Source organism: Kitasatospora sp. NPDC127111 (assembly GCF_042677465.1).
Classification (GTDB): Bacteria; Actinomycetota; Actinomycetes; order Streptomycetales; family Streptomycetaceae; genus Kitasatospora.
In genome coordinates, this window is record NZ_JBHXTG010000033.1 from 25,394 (window position 1) to 41,070 (window position 15,677).

Sequence of the window (15,677 nt, forward strand, 5' to 3'; positions counted from 1 at the left end):
GATACCGCGTCAGAGCTCGGTCCGGCGGCGCCGGATCACGACGACGAGGTCGACGGCGGCGAACAGGGTGAGGATCCCGCAGGCCACGGCGAAGCCCGTGAGGGTGCCCCGGCTGGGGGCGCCCAGCTCGGGGGCGTGCGCGGCCCAGACGGCGAAGGCCACGGTGGCGATCGCGAACAGCGGGGTGAACGTCAGCGAGAGCAGGTAGCGGAGCTTGAGGTCGCTGCGGGCGGTGGCGGGCTCGGTGCCGCTCCGCCACCGGCGCGGGGTGGTGGTGCGCATGCCCGGTCACCTCCGTCCGGCGTCGCTGCCGTCTACCATTCCAGCGTACGTCCGGTGTTCGAGGTCGGGAGGGGCCATGACGGAGGCGGACGCGGAGCGCTACGCGGGGCTGCGGGTGGAGCGGGCCGAGGAGCTGGCCCGCCGGCACGGCTGGGCATCGGTCCGGGTGCTGCCGCCCGGGGCGATGATGACCATGGACCACCGGGAGGGGCGGCTCAACCTCGCGGTGCGCGACGGGGTGGTGGAACGGAGCTGGGAGGGGTGACCTCCGGCCCGGTCCGGCGGGCGGCGCCGCGGTCGGCGATGCGCTGTTCGGCGGCGGCGACCAGGGGTTCCAGCAGCGGCAGCGAGAGCAGGACCAGCAGGCCCGCGGCCCAGCCGGCCAGCACGTCGGTGACCCAGTGGGTGCCCAGGTAGAGGGTGGTGAGCCCGACCGAGCAGGCGGTGGCGGCGGCCAGCACCCCGCCGGTGCGCCGCCAGCGGACCGCCAGGTAGGCGAGCACGCCCCAGGTGACCACGGCGTTCGCGGTGTGCCCGGAGGGGAAGATGGTGCCGCCGGAGAACAGCTCGGGCGAGCCGACGTAGTGCGCGTAGTGCGGGCCGAGCCGGCCGGTGACGATCTTCACCGCGCCGACCGTGACGTTGAGCAGCAGCAGTGCCGCGCCCATCACCAGCAGCGGACGCAGCCGCCGGAGCCGGTGCGCGCGCCAACCGAGCCAGGCGAAGGCCGCGACGGCGGACGGTCCGCGCTGGCCGGCCACCACCCAGTTGTCCAGCAGCGGTTCGAGGCTGGGCCACCGTTCGTACGGGCGGGCCAGCCGGACCGTCCAGTCGAGGTCGACCAGCGAGCTGTCGAGCAGCACGCCGGCCACGACCAGCAGGTAGCCGAGCGCGGTGAGGGCCAGGAGTCCGGCCTGCCGGCGGCCCAAGGGTGGCCAGCCGGGTTCCCGGCCGGTTTCCGCGGGGGAGCGGCGTGGGCACTCGCGGCGGGTGGTGGGGTTCTCCGGCAATTCACTCGGCGCTTGCACGCTGGTGACCATACCCACCAGGTCGGCGGCCTTCCGGGAGGAATTCGGAATTCTCCGGGAAAGGATCGAAGCGACTGGAATCCGGTCACCCGGGGGCGTTTTTCCGGTAATTCCGGATCGAATTTTCGTGCGGTCGCCGCGCGGGTTTTCCCAAGGGCGGGCAAAGGAAACGGAGTGGGAGCCCGGCCGCGCCGGCTCCCACTCCGTGGTAACCCTGTGTAGGTTCGGTGCCTCAGTCGAGAGGGCCGCCGGCGACGTAGATGACCTGGCCGGACACGAATCCGGCACCCTCGCTGGCCAGGAACGAGATGGTGTGCGCGACGTCCTCGGGCAGGCCGACCCGCTGCACCGGGATCTGCGAGGCGGCGGCGCGCTTGAAGTCCTCGAAGTCCATGCCCACGCGCGCGGCGGTGGCGGCGGTCATGTCGGTGGCGATGAAGCCGGGGGCGACGGCGTTGGCGGTGACGCCGAACTTGCCCAGTTCGATGGCCAGGGTCTTGGTGAAGCCCTGCAGTCCGGCCTTGGCGGCGGAGTAGTTGGCCTGGCCGCGGTTGCCCTGGGCGGAGGAGGAGGAGAGGTTGACGATGCGGCCGAAGCCGGCGTCGACCATGTGCTTCTGGACGGCGCGGGTCATCAGGAAGGCGCCGCGGAGGTGAACGTTCATGACCGTGTCCCAGTCGGACTCGGACATCTTGAAGATCAGGTTGTCGCGCAGCACGCCCGCGTTGTTGACCAGGACGACCGGGGCGCCCAGCTCGGCGACGATCCGGTCGACCGCGGCCTGGACCTGGTCGGCGTCCGAGACGTCGGCGCCGACCGCGAGGGCCCGCCCGCCGGCGGCGGTGATCCGGTCGACGGTGTCCTTGCCGGCCGCCTCGTCGAGGTCGAGGACGGCGACGGCGTAGCCGTCGGCCGCCAGGCGCTCGGCGGTGGCGGCGCCCAGCCCGCGCGCGGCGCCGGTGACGACGGCGACCCTGGGGGCGGTGGTCTGCTCGGTCATGCTGGCTCTCGTCTCTCTCGGATTCGCTCGGATCTGGCTCGGAGCCCGTGCGGAACCCTCGCGGGGGCCGCGCGGAGACTCTCCTCGGGGTGGACCGCCGAGTGGCCATACCCTACCGGCGAGTAGGGAGCCCGGCCAGGGCGAAGCCGCAGGTGACCGAGGGTAAGGACCGGCCGGTCGGGTTTCTCGTGCGAACGGGTTCCGCCGGGTCGGCTCGGCGGGTAAATATGCCAATGTTGCCGAACCTGCGTCTACTATCCGCCCCCGCCTGCCAGCAAGGGCTCGCCGTTTGTATAGTGTCCGCCAGCAGCCACCGGCTGCACGGCTGGAGCGCCCTCCCTCACAGCGGGACGCCCACTCGCCGTTACTGCCCCACCCGGGTGTCCCACACACACCGGGTGTGACATCGGGACGGATACATGGTGCTGGGGGAGATCCCGACGACCCGCGTGTCCGCGCGACTGCAGCAGTCGCCCGGGCACCTGATCCGCGTTGCACAGCAGGTTCACACCCGTCTGTGGTCCGAACACGTCGGAGCCGACCTCACGGCTCCGCAGTTCGCCGTACTGCTGGTCCTCGCCCTCGAACCGGGTGCTGACCAGCGGACGGTCGGCGAGCGCGCCTCGCTGGACAAGGCCACGATGGCCGAGATGGTCGCCCGGCTGGTCCGGCGCGGCCTGGTGCTGCGACGCCGCGACCCGGCCGACGGCCGGCGCAAACTGCTCGCTCTCTCGCAGAGCGGCGCCCAGGCTGTCCGCGAGGCCACCGGCGGAGTGGTCCGCGTGCAGCGCACGCTCTTCGAGCCGCTGACGGCGGAGGAGCAGCTGGAGATCGTCCGGGTGATGGCCAAGATAGCCAGGCTGGAGCCCGCCGCGGTCGCCGTCCTCACCGACGCGCGGCCGATGCTGGACGCCCAGCGGGCGATCGGCTACCTGATCAGGGTGAGCCAGCAGGTGCACACCAAGCTCTGGTCGGAGCACGTCGGTTCGGAGCTGACGGCGCCGCAGTACGCGGTGCTCGACGCGCTCGAGCTGGAGCCGGGCGCCGACCAGCGCACGGTCGGCGAGCTGGCCTCGCTGGACAAGGCGACGATGGCCGAGATGGTGAGCCGGCTGGTCCGGCGCGGCCTGGTGCAGCGTCGGCGTGACCCCTCGGACGGGCGGCGCAACCTGCTGTCGCTCTCGCCGGCGGGCCAGGACCTGCTGCACCGCTCGGCCGCGGGCGTGGCCCAGGTCCAGCGGCTGCTGCTCGCGCCGCTGGAGGAGGACGAGCACGAGCCCGCGCTCGCGCTGATCGCCAAGGCGGCCCGGCTCTAGCCCCTCCGCCCTTTGAGCTCCAGCCAAAACGATTCGCCAACGTACTGAAGGCCGCTGACCCGGACGGGGGGAGGCGGCCTTCGGGATTGGCGCATCGTCAGGCGCCCAAGACGCCCCGGGCCGACGGCAACGGCCCGGGGCGCATCGGGTTCTCCGGGAGGCTCGGCTCTCCGGAGACCCCGGGAGCCTCGGCTCTCCGGCGACTCCGGCAGCCTCAGCTCTCCGGATGCCTCAGTTCCAGTCGAACTCCTGCGGGTCCGGGCCGATCCGCTTGCCGGTGGCGACGCCGGCGATCGCGGCGAGGTCGTCCGCGTCCAGCTCGAAGCCGGCGACGTCCAGGTTCTCCTTGATCCGGGACGGGGTGACCGACTTCGGGATCGCGATGACGCCGCGCTGCAGGTGCCAGCGGAGCACCACCTGGGCGACGGTGCGGCCGTGCTTCTCGGCGATCTCCGCCAGGGCCGGCTCGGCGAGCAGCTCCTTGCCCTGGCCCAGCGGGCTCCAGGCCTCGGTGGCGATGCCGTGCTCGGCGTGGAAGGCGTGCAGCTCGTCCTGGGGGAAGTAGGGGTGCAGCTCGACCTGGTTCAGCACCGGCTTCACCGAGGCCTCGCCGAGCAGGCGGGTGAGCTGCTCGGTGCCGAAGTTGGAGACGCCGATCGACTTCGCCCGGCCGTCGGCGTGCAGCTGCTCGAGGGCCTTCCAGATGTTGAGGTAGCTGCCGTGCATCGGGCGCGGCCAGTGGATCAGGTAGAGGTCCACGTAGTCCAGGCCGAGCTTGGCCAGCGAGGCGTCGAACGCGCGCAGCACGGCGCCCCGGCCCTGCTCGCCGGACCAGTCGCGGGTGCCCGAGTTCCACAGCTTGGTGGTGATGTAGAGGTCCTCGCGGGCCACGCCGTCGGCGAGCGCCTCGGTGACGGCCTTGCCGGTGCCGGCCTCGTTCTCGTAGACCGCCGCGGTGTCGATCGAGCGGTAGCCCGCCTCGATGGCGCTGCGGACGGCCGCGGTGGCCTCGGCGTCCGGCACCTGCCACACGCCGAAGCCGAGCTGCGGGATCTGCGAGCCGTCGTTGAGGGTGACGCTGGGGATGTTGCTCACGGGACGGGGTGCCCTCCTGGTCGTCCTTCTGCTTCCAGTCGAGCAACCGGTGCGGGGGCCCGATTGTTCCCGGTCCGGAAAAGAATTTTCTGACGCGTGGTACCGGCGCGTGCAGCGGGCTGGGGCCGGTGCCCGGCGGACCGCCGGCGCTGCGGGCGGGGGCTGCCGACGGGGTCCTCGCGGGGCGCGCGGCGGGCTCGCGCGAGGGGCGTGAGCGGGGGCGCGCGGCGGGGAAAACCTGTTGCGTGGGTCACATTCGGATTGGCAGGCTCGCTGCCATGGCCTCCTGAGAACCCCTGACCAGCACTCGGCCGTGACCGCACCGGCCGGACCTCCTCCCCCCCTCGCACCGGCGCGCGACCCGCGTTGGCTGCGCCGCCACCTGCCCGTACCACCCCCAACGGAGCGTCATGCCGCTCGCAACCCTGCCGCTGGCCGATCCCGGCGGCCCCGACCTCTCCTCCCCCCTCGCCTTCCTGCGCTGGCTCCAGCGCAGCCAGCGGCGCGGCCAGGTGCTCGCCGCCTGCTGGTCGCTGTTGGAGCTGGGCTGCCAGGCGGCCCTGCCGGTCCCGCTGGGCCGGGGCGTCCAGGCCGCCGTCGACGGCGACGCCCCCGGCATCTGGCGCGCCGGCGGTGCCGCACTCGCGCTGGCCGCGCTGGCCGCGCTCGGCACCGTCCTGCTGCACCGCCAGGCGGTGTGGAACTGGATCCACGCCGCCACCCAGGTGCGCCAGCTGGTGGCCCGCCAGGCCTCGCACCTCGGCGCCGGGCTGTCCCGGCGGATCGCCACCGGCGAGATCGTCGCGGTCGGCAGCGGCGACGTCGAGAAGATCGGCTGGTACGTCGAGCTCTCCGCCCGGGTCCGCGGGGCGGTGATCGTCTGGCTGGGCGTCAGTGCCGCGGTGCTGGTCGTCGAGCCGGTGCTCGGGCTGGCCGTGCTGCTCGGCGTACCGGTGCTGGCCGCCGCGGTCTGGCCGCTGCTGGGCCCGTTCGAGCGGCGCTACTCGGAGCAGCGCGCGCTCGGCGGCAAGGCCACCGAGCTGGCCGCCGACACCGTCGCGGGGCTGCGGGTACTGCGCGGCATCGGCGGTGAGGAGCTGTTCCTCGACCGGTACCGGGCCGCCTCCCAGAAGGTCCGCTCGGCGGCCGTCCGCTCGGCCCGGGTCTGGTCGCTGATGCAGGCCCAGCAGGTCCTGCTGCCCGGCCTGTTCGTGGTCGGCATCACCTGGTACGGCGCCCACCTGGCCGCCACCGGGCGGATCGGCATCGGCACCCTGGTCGCGGTCTACGGCGCCACCGCGTACCTGGCCGCGCCGCTGCGGATCCTCGGCGAGGCCGCGCACGCCTGGAGCGTGGCCCGGGTCTCCGCCGGGCGGGCGGTCCGGGTGCTCTCGCTCAGCCGCACCAGCGGCAACCACGACGCCGAGCTGTCCGCGCCCGGGCAGTCCGACCTGTACGACCCGGCCTCCGGGCTGACCGCCCGGGCCGGCGAGCTGACCGCCGTGGTCTGCGGGGACCCGGACTTCGCCGGGGAACTCGCCGAACGGCTCGGCGGCCACGTGCCGCTGGCCGAGGGCGTGGAGCCCTCGCCGTCGGTGCGGCTCGGCGGCACCGAGCTGGACGCCGTGCCGCTGGCCGCGGCGCGGGCGGCGGTGCTGGTCCACGACAAGGAGCCGGTGCTGCTCTCCGGCACCCTGGCCGCGCTGCTCGACGTCCCGGCCTCCGGGCGGGTCACGCCCGCCGAGGCGCTGGCCGCCGCCCGCGCCGAGGACGTGCTGGACGCCCTGGTGGACGGCTCGCCGGACTCCGGGGGCGACGCGATGCGGGCCGGGATCACCGAGCGCGGACGCTCGCTCTCCGGCGGCCAGCGCCAACGGCTGGCGCTCGCCCGCTCGCTGCTGGCCGACCCGCCGGTGCTCGTCCTGGACGAGCCGACCAGCGCGGTCGACGCGCACACCGAATCGCGGATCGCGGCCGGGCTGCGCAAGAACCGGGAGGGCCGTACCACCGTGGTGTTCGCGACCAGCCCCCTGCTGCTCGACCAGGCGGACCGGGTGGTGCTGGTCCAGGGCGGGCGGGCCGCCGCCTCGGGCCGGCACCGGGAGCTGATGCACGATGAGCCCGCCTACCGCGCCGTGGTCACCCGCGACGAGGAGCCGGCCCCGGTCGGGGAGGGCGTATGAGCGGGCGGAGCCGTCGCACCGCGACGCACCACGCGTCCGGGGCGTACGAGTCGCATCCGTCGCACGACCCCAGCCGGCCGCACGAGGTCATCCCGTCGCACGAGGCCAGCCGGCCGCACCGGCCCATCCCGTCGCACGAGGCCAGCCGGCCGCACCGGCCCATCCCGTCGCACGACCCCAGCCGACCGCACGAGCCGAGGAGCACCGCATGAAGCCCCCCGTCCAACGGGAGCAGGGGCCGGTCACCACCCTGCCGGTCGGCTCCCCGGCCGCCGTCCGCGCCTACCTGGGGCTGCTCGCCCGGCGCCACCGGTCCGGGTTCTCCTCGGTGGTGCTGCTGCACTCGGTGGCCACCGTCGCCGGGCTGGTCGGGCCCTGGGTGCTCGGCACCCTGGTCGAGTCGCTGGCCACCGGCACCGCCGAGTCGACCATCGCGGTCGCGGTCGGCTGGTACCTGCTGGCGCTGGCCGTGCAGTCCGCCTTCACCTGGTGGTCGCGGCTGCGCGGCAGCATCCTCGGCGAGCGGGTCCTGGCCGACCTCCGGGAGGACTTCCTGGTCCGCTCGGTGGCGCTGCCGACCGGCGTCCTGGAGCGGGCCGGCACCGGGGACCTCGTCTCCCGGGGTACCACCGACATCGACCGGCTGGACAAGTCGGTCCGCGAGGCGGTGCCCGAGCTGGCCGTCGCCGTCGTCTCGCTGCTGCTGGTGCTGGGCGCCCTGGTGCTCACCTCGCCGCTGCTGGCGCTCACCTCGCTGCTCGGCCTGCCGCTGCTGCTGGTCTCCACCCGGTGGTACTTCCGGCGCTCCCCGCAGTCCTACCGCAACGAGTCGGCCGGGTACGCCGCGGTGAACACCGTGCTCGCCGAGACGGTCGACGCCGGGCGGACGGTCGAGGCGCTGCGCCTGGGGGACGACCGCGTCCGGCTGACGGACCGCAAGCTCGGCGAGTGGATCGCGTGGGAGCGGTACACCCTCTGGCTGCGCTCGGTCTGGTTCCCGACCATCGATGCGGTCTACGCCCTGGCCGTGCTCGGCACCCTGGTGCTCGGGGGGCTGTTCGCCGTCCGGGGCTGGATCACCGTCGGCCAGCTGACCACCGGGGTGCTGTACGCCCAGGCCCTCACCGGCCCGGTCGACCAGATCCTGCGCTGGTACGACGAGCTGCAGATCGGGCAGGCCTCGCTGGCCCGGCTGGTCGGGGTCCGCGAGGTGCCGGAGCACGAGGGCGACGAGCAGGCCCGGCCGGACGGCCGGCGGGTGGAGGCGAAGGACGTCCGCTTCGGCTACCGCGAGGGCGCCGACGTGCTGCACGGCATCAGCCTGGACGTCGCCCCGGGCAGTCGGGTCGCGCTGGTCGGCCCGTCGGGCGCGGGCAAGTCCACCCTGGGCCGGCTGCTGGCCGGGATCTACGCGCCGGGCCGGGGGAGCGTGACCCTCGGCGGGGCGGCGCTGTCCCGGATGCCGGCCGAGCGGGTCCGGGCCGAGGTCGCTCTGGTCAACCAGGAGCACCACGTGTTCGTCGGCACCCTGCGGGACAACCTGCGGCTGGCCGCGCCGAATGCCGACGACGCCGAGCTGCGCGGGGCGCTGGACGCCGTGGACGCCGGGGAGTGGGTGGACGCGCTGCCGGAGGGCCTGGACACCGAGGTCGGTTCGGGCGGTACGGCCCTGACGCCGCCGCAGGCGCAGCAGCTGGCGCTGGCCCGCCTGGTGCTGGCCGATCCGCACACCCTGGTGCTGGACGAGGCCACCTCGCTGCTGGACCCGCGGGCCGCCCGGCACCTGGAGCGTTCGCTCTCCCGGGTGCTGGAGGGTCGCACGGTGATCGCCATCGCGCACCGGCTGCACACCGCGCACGACGCGGACGTGATCGCCGTGGTCGAGGGCGGGCGGATCAGCGAGTACGGCAGCCACCCCGAGCTGGTGGCGGCCGGCGGTCCGTACGCGGCGCTCTGGCGCTCGTGGCGGGACGAGCGGTAGGTGAGAGGGGCCCGCCCGCGGCCGGGCGCGAGCCCGCACGGGGCAACCCTGCCCCGTGCGGGCTACTCCCGGGCGCGTGGCCGGGCGGACCGGCCGACCGGCCCGCAGACTGCGCGTGTGAGCAAGATTTCAGACGGCCCGTCCGGATCCGGGCGCAGCGAGATCGGTGGCGTCCCCACCCGGTACATCGGGATCGGCGTCCTCGTCGTCCTCGCCGTGTGGTTCCTGTTCGCCAACCTCGACGAGGTCGAGATCCAGTTCTGGGTGTTCACCGTGACCACGCCGCTCTGGATCGCCCTGCTGGCCACGCTGCTGGCCGGCGGTGTGCTGGGCTGGCTGCTGAAGGGCCGGCGCGGCCGGTGACCGCCAGCCGGGTCGGGGTCGCAGGGGGCGCAGCGGAGGTGCGGACGGTTCGTCCGTAAACCATAGTGGCGCGCGAGGTTAGATCTGCGACCTCCAAAGTCTGCTTATGATTGCTCCGGCCGGGGGACCGGCGCAGGAGCGGGCAGGCGGAGGGTCAGTGGAGCCGGTATTCGACTCGCGGCACATCAGGACCTTCCACGAGGTCGTCCGGGCCGGCTCCTACTCGGCGGCGGCCCGTGAACTCGGCTACACCCAGCCCGCCATCACCCAGCAGATGAAGGCGCTGGAGCGGTCGGTCGGGGTGCCGCTGTTCACCCGGGCCGGGCGCGGGCTGCGGCTCACCGAGGCGGGCGAGGCGCTCTCCCGGCACGCCGAGCTGATCCTCGGCAGCCTCTCCGCCGCCCAGCAGCAGCTCGCCGCGCTCGCCCGGCTGCGCGCCGGCCGGGTCCGGGTCTGCGCGTTCCCGAGCGCCAACGCCACCCTGATACCGGAGGCGATGGCCCGGCTGCTCGCCGAGCACCCCGGCGTCCGGGTCGAACTGCTGGAGGCCGAGCCGCCGGACTCCGTCCAGCGGCTGCTCCGGGGTGAGTGCGACATCGCCCTGGCCTTCCGTTATCCCGGTGCCACCACCGAGGTGCCGGACGGTGTGGATGAGATCCCGCTGATGGAGGACCTGCTCACCGTCCTGCTGCCGGTGGGTCACCCGCTCGGCCGGCGGCACGCCGTCCGGCTGGCCGACCTGGACGGCGAGCGGTGGATCGCCGGCTGTCCGCGCTGCCGGGCCAACCTGCTGCACGTCTGCGCGGAGGAGGGGTTCGCGCCCGACATCGTGTTCTCCACCGACGACAACCTCGCCGTGCAGAGCCTGGTCGCCGCCGGGGTGGGGATCGCGCTGATGCCCGCGCTGGTGCTCTCGTTCATGTGCCACCGCAAGGTCACCGGGCGGGCCGTCGAACCCCACCTGCGCCGTCAGGTCTGCGCGTACGTGCTGCGCGAGCACCGCCGGATCCCGGCGACCGCACTGGTGCTGGACCACCTGCGATCGGCCGCCGCGGCCCGGGTCGGCTGCTGAGGCGCCGCGGCCGGGCCGACCGAGGCCGGGCCGACCGAGGCCGGGGTGGCCGGAGGTCGGCTGAGGCGCCCGGCCTGCCCCGGCCTCGGCCCGCTGAGGCCGACGATTCATAAGCGGGGTTTGGGGGACGGCTAAAGAACCCTCGTTGGACGTGATAGGTCGACCGGGTCGAACCTGCTGCCATGACACCCTCAGCGACGGTCGGCAGCGACCGGCTCACCGAGCGCATGACCGCCCTGGTCGGCGAGATCCGCGCCGTCGTGGACCGCGGTCTGCCGCCCGAACTCACCGCGTACCTGGTCGGCGAACGGCTCGCCCCGCACCTGACCCACGACGACCTGCTCACCGACGCCCAGTGCGAGGGTGACCCCGACCGCTACCGCCAGCACGTCCTGCACGCCGAGAGCGACGGCAGCTTCTCCGTCGTCGCCCTGGTCTGGCTGCCCGGCCAGCAGACCCCGATCCACGACCACGTCTCCTGGTGCGTCGCCGGCGTCCACCACGGACAGGAGAGCGAGATCCGCTACCGGCTGGTCTCCGACGGGCGCACCGCGCACCTGGTCGAGACCGAGCACGTGGTCGGGCCGGCCGGCAGCGTCGCCGCCTTCGCCCCGCCCGGCGACATCCACCTGGTCCGCAACGCCTGCGGCTCCACCGCCATCTCGATCCACGTCTACGGCGCCGACGTCTCCCGGCTGGGCACCAGCATCCGGCGGGTCTACCGGCTGCCCGCCGACGACCAGCGGTGAGCGCGGCGTGGCACTGACCATCCGGGAGCGGCGCGTCCGCACCCGCCCGCTGCCCCCGCTCGGCGGGGACGCCCCCGGCCTGCTGCTCGCCGCGCTCGGCGTGGCCGCCGCGCTCGCCGTCCACCAGGCCGTCCCCGCCGTGCCCAAGCTCACCGCCGCCGTGCTGCTCGGCATCGCCGCCGCCCACCTGCCCGGGGTGCGACCGGTGGTCCGCGGCGTCGCCCGGCCCGGGCTCTCCACGGCCGGCAAGCGGCTGATGCGGCTCGGCATCGTGCTGCTCGGCCTCAAGCTCAGCCTGGACGACGTGCTCGGCCTCGGCTGGGCCACCGTGGCCATGGTGCTCGCCGTGGTCGCCGCCACCTTCGCCGGTACCTGGTGGCTCGGGCGCCGGCTCGGCCTGCCCGGCGACCAGCCGCTGCTGGTCGCCACCGGGTACTCGATCTGCGGGGCCTCCGCGATCGGCGCGGTCAGCCAGGCCGCCGGCAGCGAGGAGGAGGACGTCGCCGCCTCGGTGGCGCTGGTCACCCTCTGCGGCACCCTGGCGATCGCCGTCCTCCCGCTGCTCCAGCACCCGCTCGGCCTCGGCGAGGCCGAGTTCGGGCGCTGGGTGGGTGCCAGCGTCCACGACGTCGGCCAGGTCGTCGCCACCGCGCAGACCGGCGGGGCGGGCGCGCTGCGCGAGGCCGTGCTGGTCAAGCTGATGCGGGTGGTGCTGCTGGCACCGCTGGTCGCCGGGGTCGCCATGGCGGTCCGGAGGCGGCGCCGGGGTGAACACGAGGTGAAGACCGGGAAACGCCCGCCGATCGTCCCGCTGTTCGTCGCCGGCTTCCTGGCGATGATCGCGCTGCGCACCACCGGCCTGCTGCCGGACCGGGCGCTCACCCTGGCCGGGGACGCCCAGGAGCTGCTGCTGGCGGCCGCCTTGTTCGGTCTCGGCAGTGCGGTGCACCTGCCGACGATGGTGCGCACCGGCGGCCGGATCGCGCTGCTCGGCCTCGGGTCCTGGGTGATGGTGGCGGGCGTCTCCTACGCGGGGGTGCTGATCACGACATGACCGGACGGTGTCCGGCCTCGGCTATTGTCGGGCGGGTAGTCCGCGCACCCGAGTACCCAGAGGAATCCGGATGTCCACCGCACTGCCCGCACGGGACGGCCTCGACGCCGTCGTCACGCTCGACCGGCGGGAGGGCCCCTTCGGCGAGGTGGTGCTGCGGCAGCGCGGCCGGCACTTCGAGATCATCGCCAACGGCTGCTTCCTGATGGACACCGCCGACGGGCGTTCCGAGCGGCTGCTGATCCAGGCCGCGCTGGACGAGCTGGACCGGACCGGCGCCGCGGTCGAGCGGCCGTCGGTGCTGATCGGCGGGCTCGGCGTCGGCTTCTCGCTGGCGTACGCGGCGGCCGAGCCGCGCTGGGGGCGGATCGCGGTCGTCGAGCGCGAGAACGCGATCATCGACTGGCACCGGACCGGCCCGCTGGCCGACTTCTCGGCCGGGGCGCTGGACGACGAGCGGGTGGCGGTGCTCCACACCGACCTGCTGGAGTACCTCGCGGGGGCGGACGGCGAGCGCTACCACGCGCTCTGCCTCGACATCGACAACGGCCCGGACTGGACGGTCACCGACTCCAACGCCGGGCTGTACGGCGCGGACGGGCTGGCGGTGCTCCGGCACCGGCTGCAGCCGGGCGGCGTGCTGGCGGTGTGGAGCGCGCAGCCCTCCCCGGCCTTCGAGGAGGCGCTGCGCGCGGCGGGCTTCTCGGACGTGGTGACCCACGAGATCCCGGTCGCCCGCGGGGTTCCGGACGTCGTGCACCTGGCCCGCCGCGCCGGCTGAGCGGGCGACGGGCCAGGCGGGTGGGGGGCCGGTGGGATGGTCGGCCCCGGGCGGCCTACTTCAGGCCGTTGTCCACCGCGGCCATCAGCTCGCCGTTGGCGGTGTCACCGTCGAAGGCCCAGATCATCGCGCCGGCCAACCCCTGGGACTTGATCCAGGCGGTCTTGCGGGCCATCTCGGTCGGGTCGTCGTAGGTGTAGAAGACCGAGCCGTTGTAGAGGTAGGCGTGGCCCGCGACCGGGTCCCGGTAGAGGGTGTAACCACCGCTGGTCGCGTACTCCTTGAGCTTGTGGTAGTCCTCGAACCCGGCCTCGTAGCTGCCCGGGGCCGGGCCGGTCGCGCTCTGGAAGAGGCCGTTGGTGGTGCCGCGCGGCACGCCCGTCCAGCCGCGCCCGTAGAACGGGATGCCCAGGGTGAGCTTGCTCTTCGGGGCGCCGCCGCCGACGTACGCGTTGATCGCGATCTCCGAGCTGAACCGGCGGTCCGGGGTGGACGGGTCGCCGGCCGCGAGCTTGATCGCGGACTGCTGGTTGGTGCTCGTCTCCCAGCCGCCGTGGTAGTCGTAGCCCTGGACGGTGGCGAAGTCGAAGGCGCCGAACAGGCCGGGGACGTCGATGCCCGCGGTGATCTTCGCCGGGTCGGCCGGGAGGAAGGCGCTCAGCGTGTAGTGCTTGCCGGTGGTGGCGCCGAGCGCGTCCAGCTGGCGACGGAACTCCTGTGCCAGCAGCGTGTAGTTGGCCTTGTCGGTGGGCCGGAAGATGTTCCCGTCGTGCCCGCCCGAGGCCGGCCACTCCCAGTCGAGGTCGATGCCGTCGAAGATGCCGGCCGCGCTGCCCGGGCCGCCGCGGCCGTCGATGACCGGGAGGTTGCCCTTGATGTACATGTCGATGCAGGAGCTGACCAGCGCCTTGCGCGAGGCGTCGGTGGCGGCCGCGTCGGAGAACCACTTGCTGTAGGACCAACCGCCCAGCGAGATCTGGATCCTGAGGTGGGGGTACTTGGCCTTGAGCTGCTTCAGCTGGTTGAAGTTGCCCGCCAGCTTCTGGTCCCAGGTGTCGGTGGTGCCGGCCACCGAGCTGCCCGCGTCCCAGCCCTTGCCGAAGTCGGCCCAGGCGTCACCGGCGCCGTCGCCCGCGTTCGGGTCGTTGTCCGGCCCGGCCGCCTTGTTGGTGATGAAGCACTGCTTGGTGGTCGGATGGATGTTGGCGAAGGCGTAGTTGAGCGTGGTGAGCCGGCCGGCCGAGCCCGAGGTGTCGAGCTTCTTCACGCTGTAGCCGCGGGCGTAGATGCTCCACTGGGTGAAGTAGCCGATCTTCAGGGCGCCGGGGTTGCTGCCGCCCGGCTTGGTCTTCCCGGTCGCCGGGCCCGAGGCGGGGGAGACGTTGCCGGCCGCGTCGCGGGCCTTCACGGTGAAGGTGTACGAGGTGTCCGGCGCCAGGTTGCCCACGGTGGCGGACGGCGTGGTGACGGTCGCGGCGAGCGCGCCGCCGTTGTAGACGTCGTAGGCGGTGACGCCGACGTTGTCGGTGCTGGCGGCCCAGGTCAGCGAGATGCTGTTGGCGTCGGATCCGGAGACGGCGGGGGTGCCCGGGGTGGTCGGCGGCTGCTTGTCCGGGTCGACCGGGGGCTTGGTGGTCGCGCTCACCGGGCCGGCCGCGGCCGAGCGGTTGCCCGCGGCGTCGAAGGCCTGGACGGTGAACTGGTAGGCGGTGCCGGCGGTCAGGCCCTGCACGGTGACCGCGGTGGTCGCGCCGTCCGTGGTGGCCACCTTGGTGCCGCCCTGGAACACGTCGTAGCCGGTGACCGCGACGTCGTCGGTGCTCGCCGTCCAGGACAGGTCGACCGTGGTCTGGGTGGTGTTGCCGGCCTGGAGGCCGCCCGGCACGGTGGGCGCGGTCCGGTCCTCGCCGCCGCCGTCGCACGGCCGGCCGTTCAGCTTGCAGTTCAGCAGCGGCTTGTAGCTGCCCGAGTAGGCGATGTTGAAGCCGAAGTTGTAGGTGCCGCCGGGCGGCAGGCTCCCGGCCCAGCTCGGGTTCTTGACCGTGACGTGCGAACTCGCGGTGGTGTACGTCGCGTTCCAGAGCGAGGCGACGGTGTTGCCGGCGGGCAGGTCGAACTCGAGCGTCCAGCCGTTGACCGGGGCGGCGGAGCCGTTGGTGATCGTGTAGGCGCCCTCGTAGCCGCTGCCCCAGTCGCTGCCCTTGGTGAAGGCGGCGGTGGCGGACCCGGCGGCGTTGGCGGTGGCGCCCGGCAGGGAGACGGCGAGCAGCGGGACGAGCAGGGTACCGGCCGCCAGCAGCGGCAGCTTGATCCGACGTCTGCGCATGGATGTGGCTCCTGTCCCGGGGCCTCCGGGCATGCCGGGGCGCCCCGATACCCGTGGGGAGGTGTCAGGTGCGTGGAGCGGTGTGCGAGCGCTCCGGCCGTGGGGCAGCGCGGAGCGGAGACCTCGGGCCGTCGGGTTGCCGCGGAGGATCCTGTGCTCCCCGAGGGTAGGGAGCCGGCCGGCAACTGGCAATAGGTCTGTACCAGTTGACGGCCGTGGGCATGACGAGCGGTGCGGCGCGGGCCGATTGGCCTCGCCGGTCGCCAACGGCCCGGCCCCACAGGTCCGTTGGGGGTCGCCTACCGGACGGCCCGGGCGCGCCGACCGGTCGGCGGGCGCGGCGGGCCCGAACACGCCGGTGGCCCCCACCCGGGGGGCGGCGGCCCCCCCGCGGGCTCTGATACACAAAAAAAAACCCACAACAACAAACAGAATCACGGTTTGCGT

14 protein-coding genes are annotated in these 15,677 nt (G+C 73.8%); 9 read left to right on the plus strand and 5 right to left on the minus strand.

The window, feature by feature from the left end; all coding sequences use genetic code 11:
• Positions 1 to 9 precede the first annotated feature (9 nt).
• Positions 10 to 282 (minus strand): DUF6343 family protein, encoded by a 273-nt coding sequence (locus ACFVHB_RS20835; RefSeq protein WP_380324040.1) that lies wholly within the window; start codon positions 280 to 282, stop codon positions 10 to 12.
• A gap of 76 nt (positions 283 to 358) precedes the next feature.
• Between ACFVHB_RS20835 and ACFVHB_RS20840 the strand changes: the two genes are divergently transcribed.
• Positions 359 to 547, plus strand: coding sequence for an I78 family peptidase inhibitor (locus ACFVHB_RS20840; protein WP_380324042.1), 189 nt, complete (start codon positions 359 to 361; stop codon positions 545 to 547).
• Here ACFVHB_RS20840 and ACFVHB_RS20845 read toward each other — a convergent pair.
• Together ACFVHB_RS20845 and fabG are read right to left on the minus strand one after the other, a co-directional pair.
• Positions 498 to 1,211: a phosphatase PAP2 family protein gene (locus ACFVHB_RS20845; RefSeq protein ID WP_380324045.1), complete on the minus strand. Its 714-nt coding sequence runs from the start codon at positions 1,209 to 1,211 to the stop codon at positions 498 to 500. The genes ACFVHB_RS20840 and ACFVHB_RS20845 overlap by 50 nt on opposite strands.
• A gap of 331 nt (positions 1,212 to 1,542) precedes the next feature.
• Positions 1,543 to 2,310 carry a 3-oxoacyl-ACP reductase FabG gene (gene fabG / locus ACFVHB_RS20850; protein WP_380324048.1) on the minus strand — a complete coding sequence of 256 codons (768 nt, stop codon included), beginning with the start codon at positions 2,308 to 2,310 and terminating at the stop codon, positions 1,543 to 1,545.
• A gap of 449 nt (positions 2,311 to 2,759) precedes the next feature.
• Here fabG and ACFVHB_RS20855 point away from each other — a divergent pair, with 449 nt between their 5' ends.
• Positions 2,760 to 3,626 carry a MarR family winged helix-turn-helix transcriptional regulator gene (locus ACFVHB_RS20855; protein ID WP_380324051.1) on the plus strand — a complete coding sequence of 289 codons (867 nt, stop codon included), beginning with the start codon at positions 2,760 to 2,762 and terminating at the stop codon, positions 3,624 to 3,626.
• Between the two features lie 231 nt (positions 3,627 to 3,857).
• Here the strand turns inward: ACFVHB_RS20855 and ACFVHB_RS20860 are convergent, their stop codons facing one another.
• Positions 3,858 to 4,721: an aldo/keto reductase gene (locus tag ACFVHB_RS20860; protein ID WP_380324054.1), complete on the minus strand. Its 864-nt coding sequence runs from the start codon at positions 4,719 to 4,721 to the stop codon at positions 3,858 to 3,860.
• A 410-nt stretch (positions 4,722 to 5,131) separates the two neighbouring features.
• Between ACFVHB_RS20860 and ACFVHB_RS20865 the strand changes: the two genes are divergently transcribed.
• The 7 genes from ACFVHB_RS20865 (at position 5,132) to ACFVHB_RS20895 (ending at position 12,904) form a co-directional block, all read left to right on the plus strand.
• Complete coding sequence (locus ACFVHB_RS20865; protein WP_380324057.1) at positions 5,132 to 6,904, plus strand: ABC transporter transmembrane domain-containing protein; 1,773 nt, start codon at positions 5,132 to 5,134, stop codon at positions 6,902 to 6,904.
• A gap of 208 nt (positions 6,905 to 7,112) precedes the next feature.
• Positions 7,113 to 8,885: an ABC transporter ATP-binding protein gene (locus ACFVHB_RS20870; protein WP_380324060.1), complete on the plus strand. Its 1,773-nt coding sequence runs from the start codon at positions 7,113 to 7,115 to the stop codon at positions 8,883 to 8,885.
• A 117-nt stretch (positions 8,886 to 9,002) separates the two neighbouring features.
• Positions 9,003 to 9,248, plus strand: a complete 246-nt coding sequence (locus tag ACFVHB_RS20875) for a LapA family protein (protein ID WP_380324062.1) — start codon at positions 9,003 to 9,005, stop codon at positions 9,246 to 9,248.
• Between the two features lie 157 nt (positions 9,249 to 9,405).
• Positions 9,406 to 10,320, plus strand: a complete 915-nt coding sequence (locus ACFVHB_RS20880) for a LysR family transcriptional regulator (protein WP_360191013.1) — start codon at positions 9,406 to 9,408, stop codon at positions 10,318 to 10,320.
• Positions 10,321 to 10,502: 182 nt separating this feature from the next.
• Entirely contained in the window at positions 10,503 to 11,069 is a 567-nt protein-coding gene (locus ACFVHB_RS20885; RefSeq protein ID WP_380324066.1) for a cysteine dioxygenase, read from the plus strand.
• A gap of 13 nt (positions 11,070 to 11,082) precedes the next feature.
• A complete protein-coding gene (locus ACFVHB_RS20890) occupies positions 11,083 to 12,123 on the plus strand; it encodes a YeiH family protein (RefSeq protein WP_380324175.1) in 1,041 nt (346 codons plus the stop codon).
• A 70-nt stretch (positions 12,124 to 12,193) separates the two neighbouring features.
• Positions 12,194 to 12,904, plus strand: coding sequence for a spermidine synthase (locus tag ACFVHB_RS20895; RefSeq protein ID WP_380324069.1), 711 nt, complete (start codon positions 12,194 to 12,196; stop codon positions 12,902 to 12,904).
• Between the two features lie 55 nt (positions 12,905 to 12,959).
• Here ACFVHB_RS20895 and ACFVHB_RS20900 read toward each other — a convergent pair whose 3' ends face one another.
• Positions 12,960 to 15,230 (minus strand): glycosyl hydrolase family 18 protein, encoded by a 2,271-nt coding sequence (locus tag ACFVHB_RS20900; RefSeq protein ID WP_380324071.1) that lies wholly within the window; start codon positions 15,228 to 15,230, stop codon positions 12,960 to 12,962.
• Between the last annotated feature and the right edge of the window lie 447 nt (positions 15,231 to 15,677).

What these genes read in the sequence shown, in the direction of transcription:
- fabG (WP_380324048.1), bottom strand. Translation starts at nt 2,310, where the DNA reads ATGACCGAGCAGACCACCGCCCCCAGGGTCGCCGTCGTCACCGGCGCC.
- ACFVHB_RS20885 (WP_380324066.1), top strand. Translation starts at nt 10,503, where the DNA reads ATGACACCCTCAGCGACGGTCGGCAGCGACCGGCTCACCGAGCGCATG.
- ACFVHB_RS20900 (WP_380324071.1), bottom strand. Translation starts at nt 15,230, where the DNA reads ATGCGCAGACGTCGGATCAAGCTGCCGCTGCTGGCGGCCGGTACCCTG.
- ACFVHB_RS20865 (WP_380324057.1), top strand. Translation starts at nt 5,132, where the DNA reads ATGCCGCTCGCAACCCTGCCGCTGGCCGATCCCGGCGGCCCCGACCTC.
- ACFVHB_RS20870 (WP_380324060.1), top strand. Translation starts at nt 7,113, where the DNA reads ATGAAGCCCCCCGTCCAACGGGAGCAGGGGCCGGTCACCACCCTGCCG.
- ACFVHB_RS20835 (WP_380324040.1), bottom strand. Translation starts at nt 282, where the DNA reads ATGCGCACCACCACCCCGCGCCGGTGGCGGAGCGGCACCGAGCCCGCC.
- ACFVHB_RS20840 (WP_380324042.1), top strand. Translation starts at nt 359, where the DNA reads ATGACGGAGGCGGACGCGGAGCGCTACGCGGGGCTGCGGGTGGAGCGG.
- ACFVHB_RS20895 (WP_380324069.1), top strand. Translation starts at nt 12,194, where the DNA reads ATGTCCACCGCACTGCCCGCACGGGACGGCCTCGACGCCGTCGTCACG.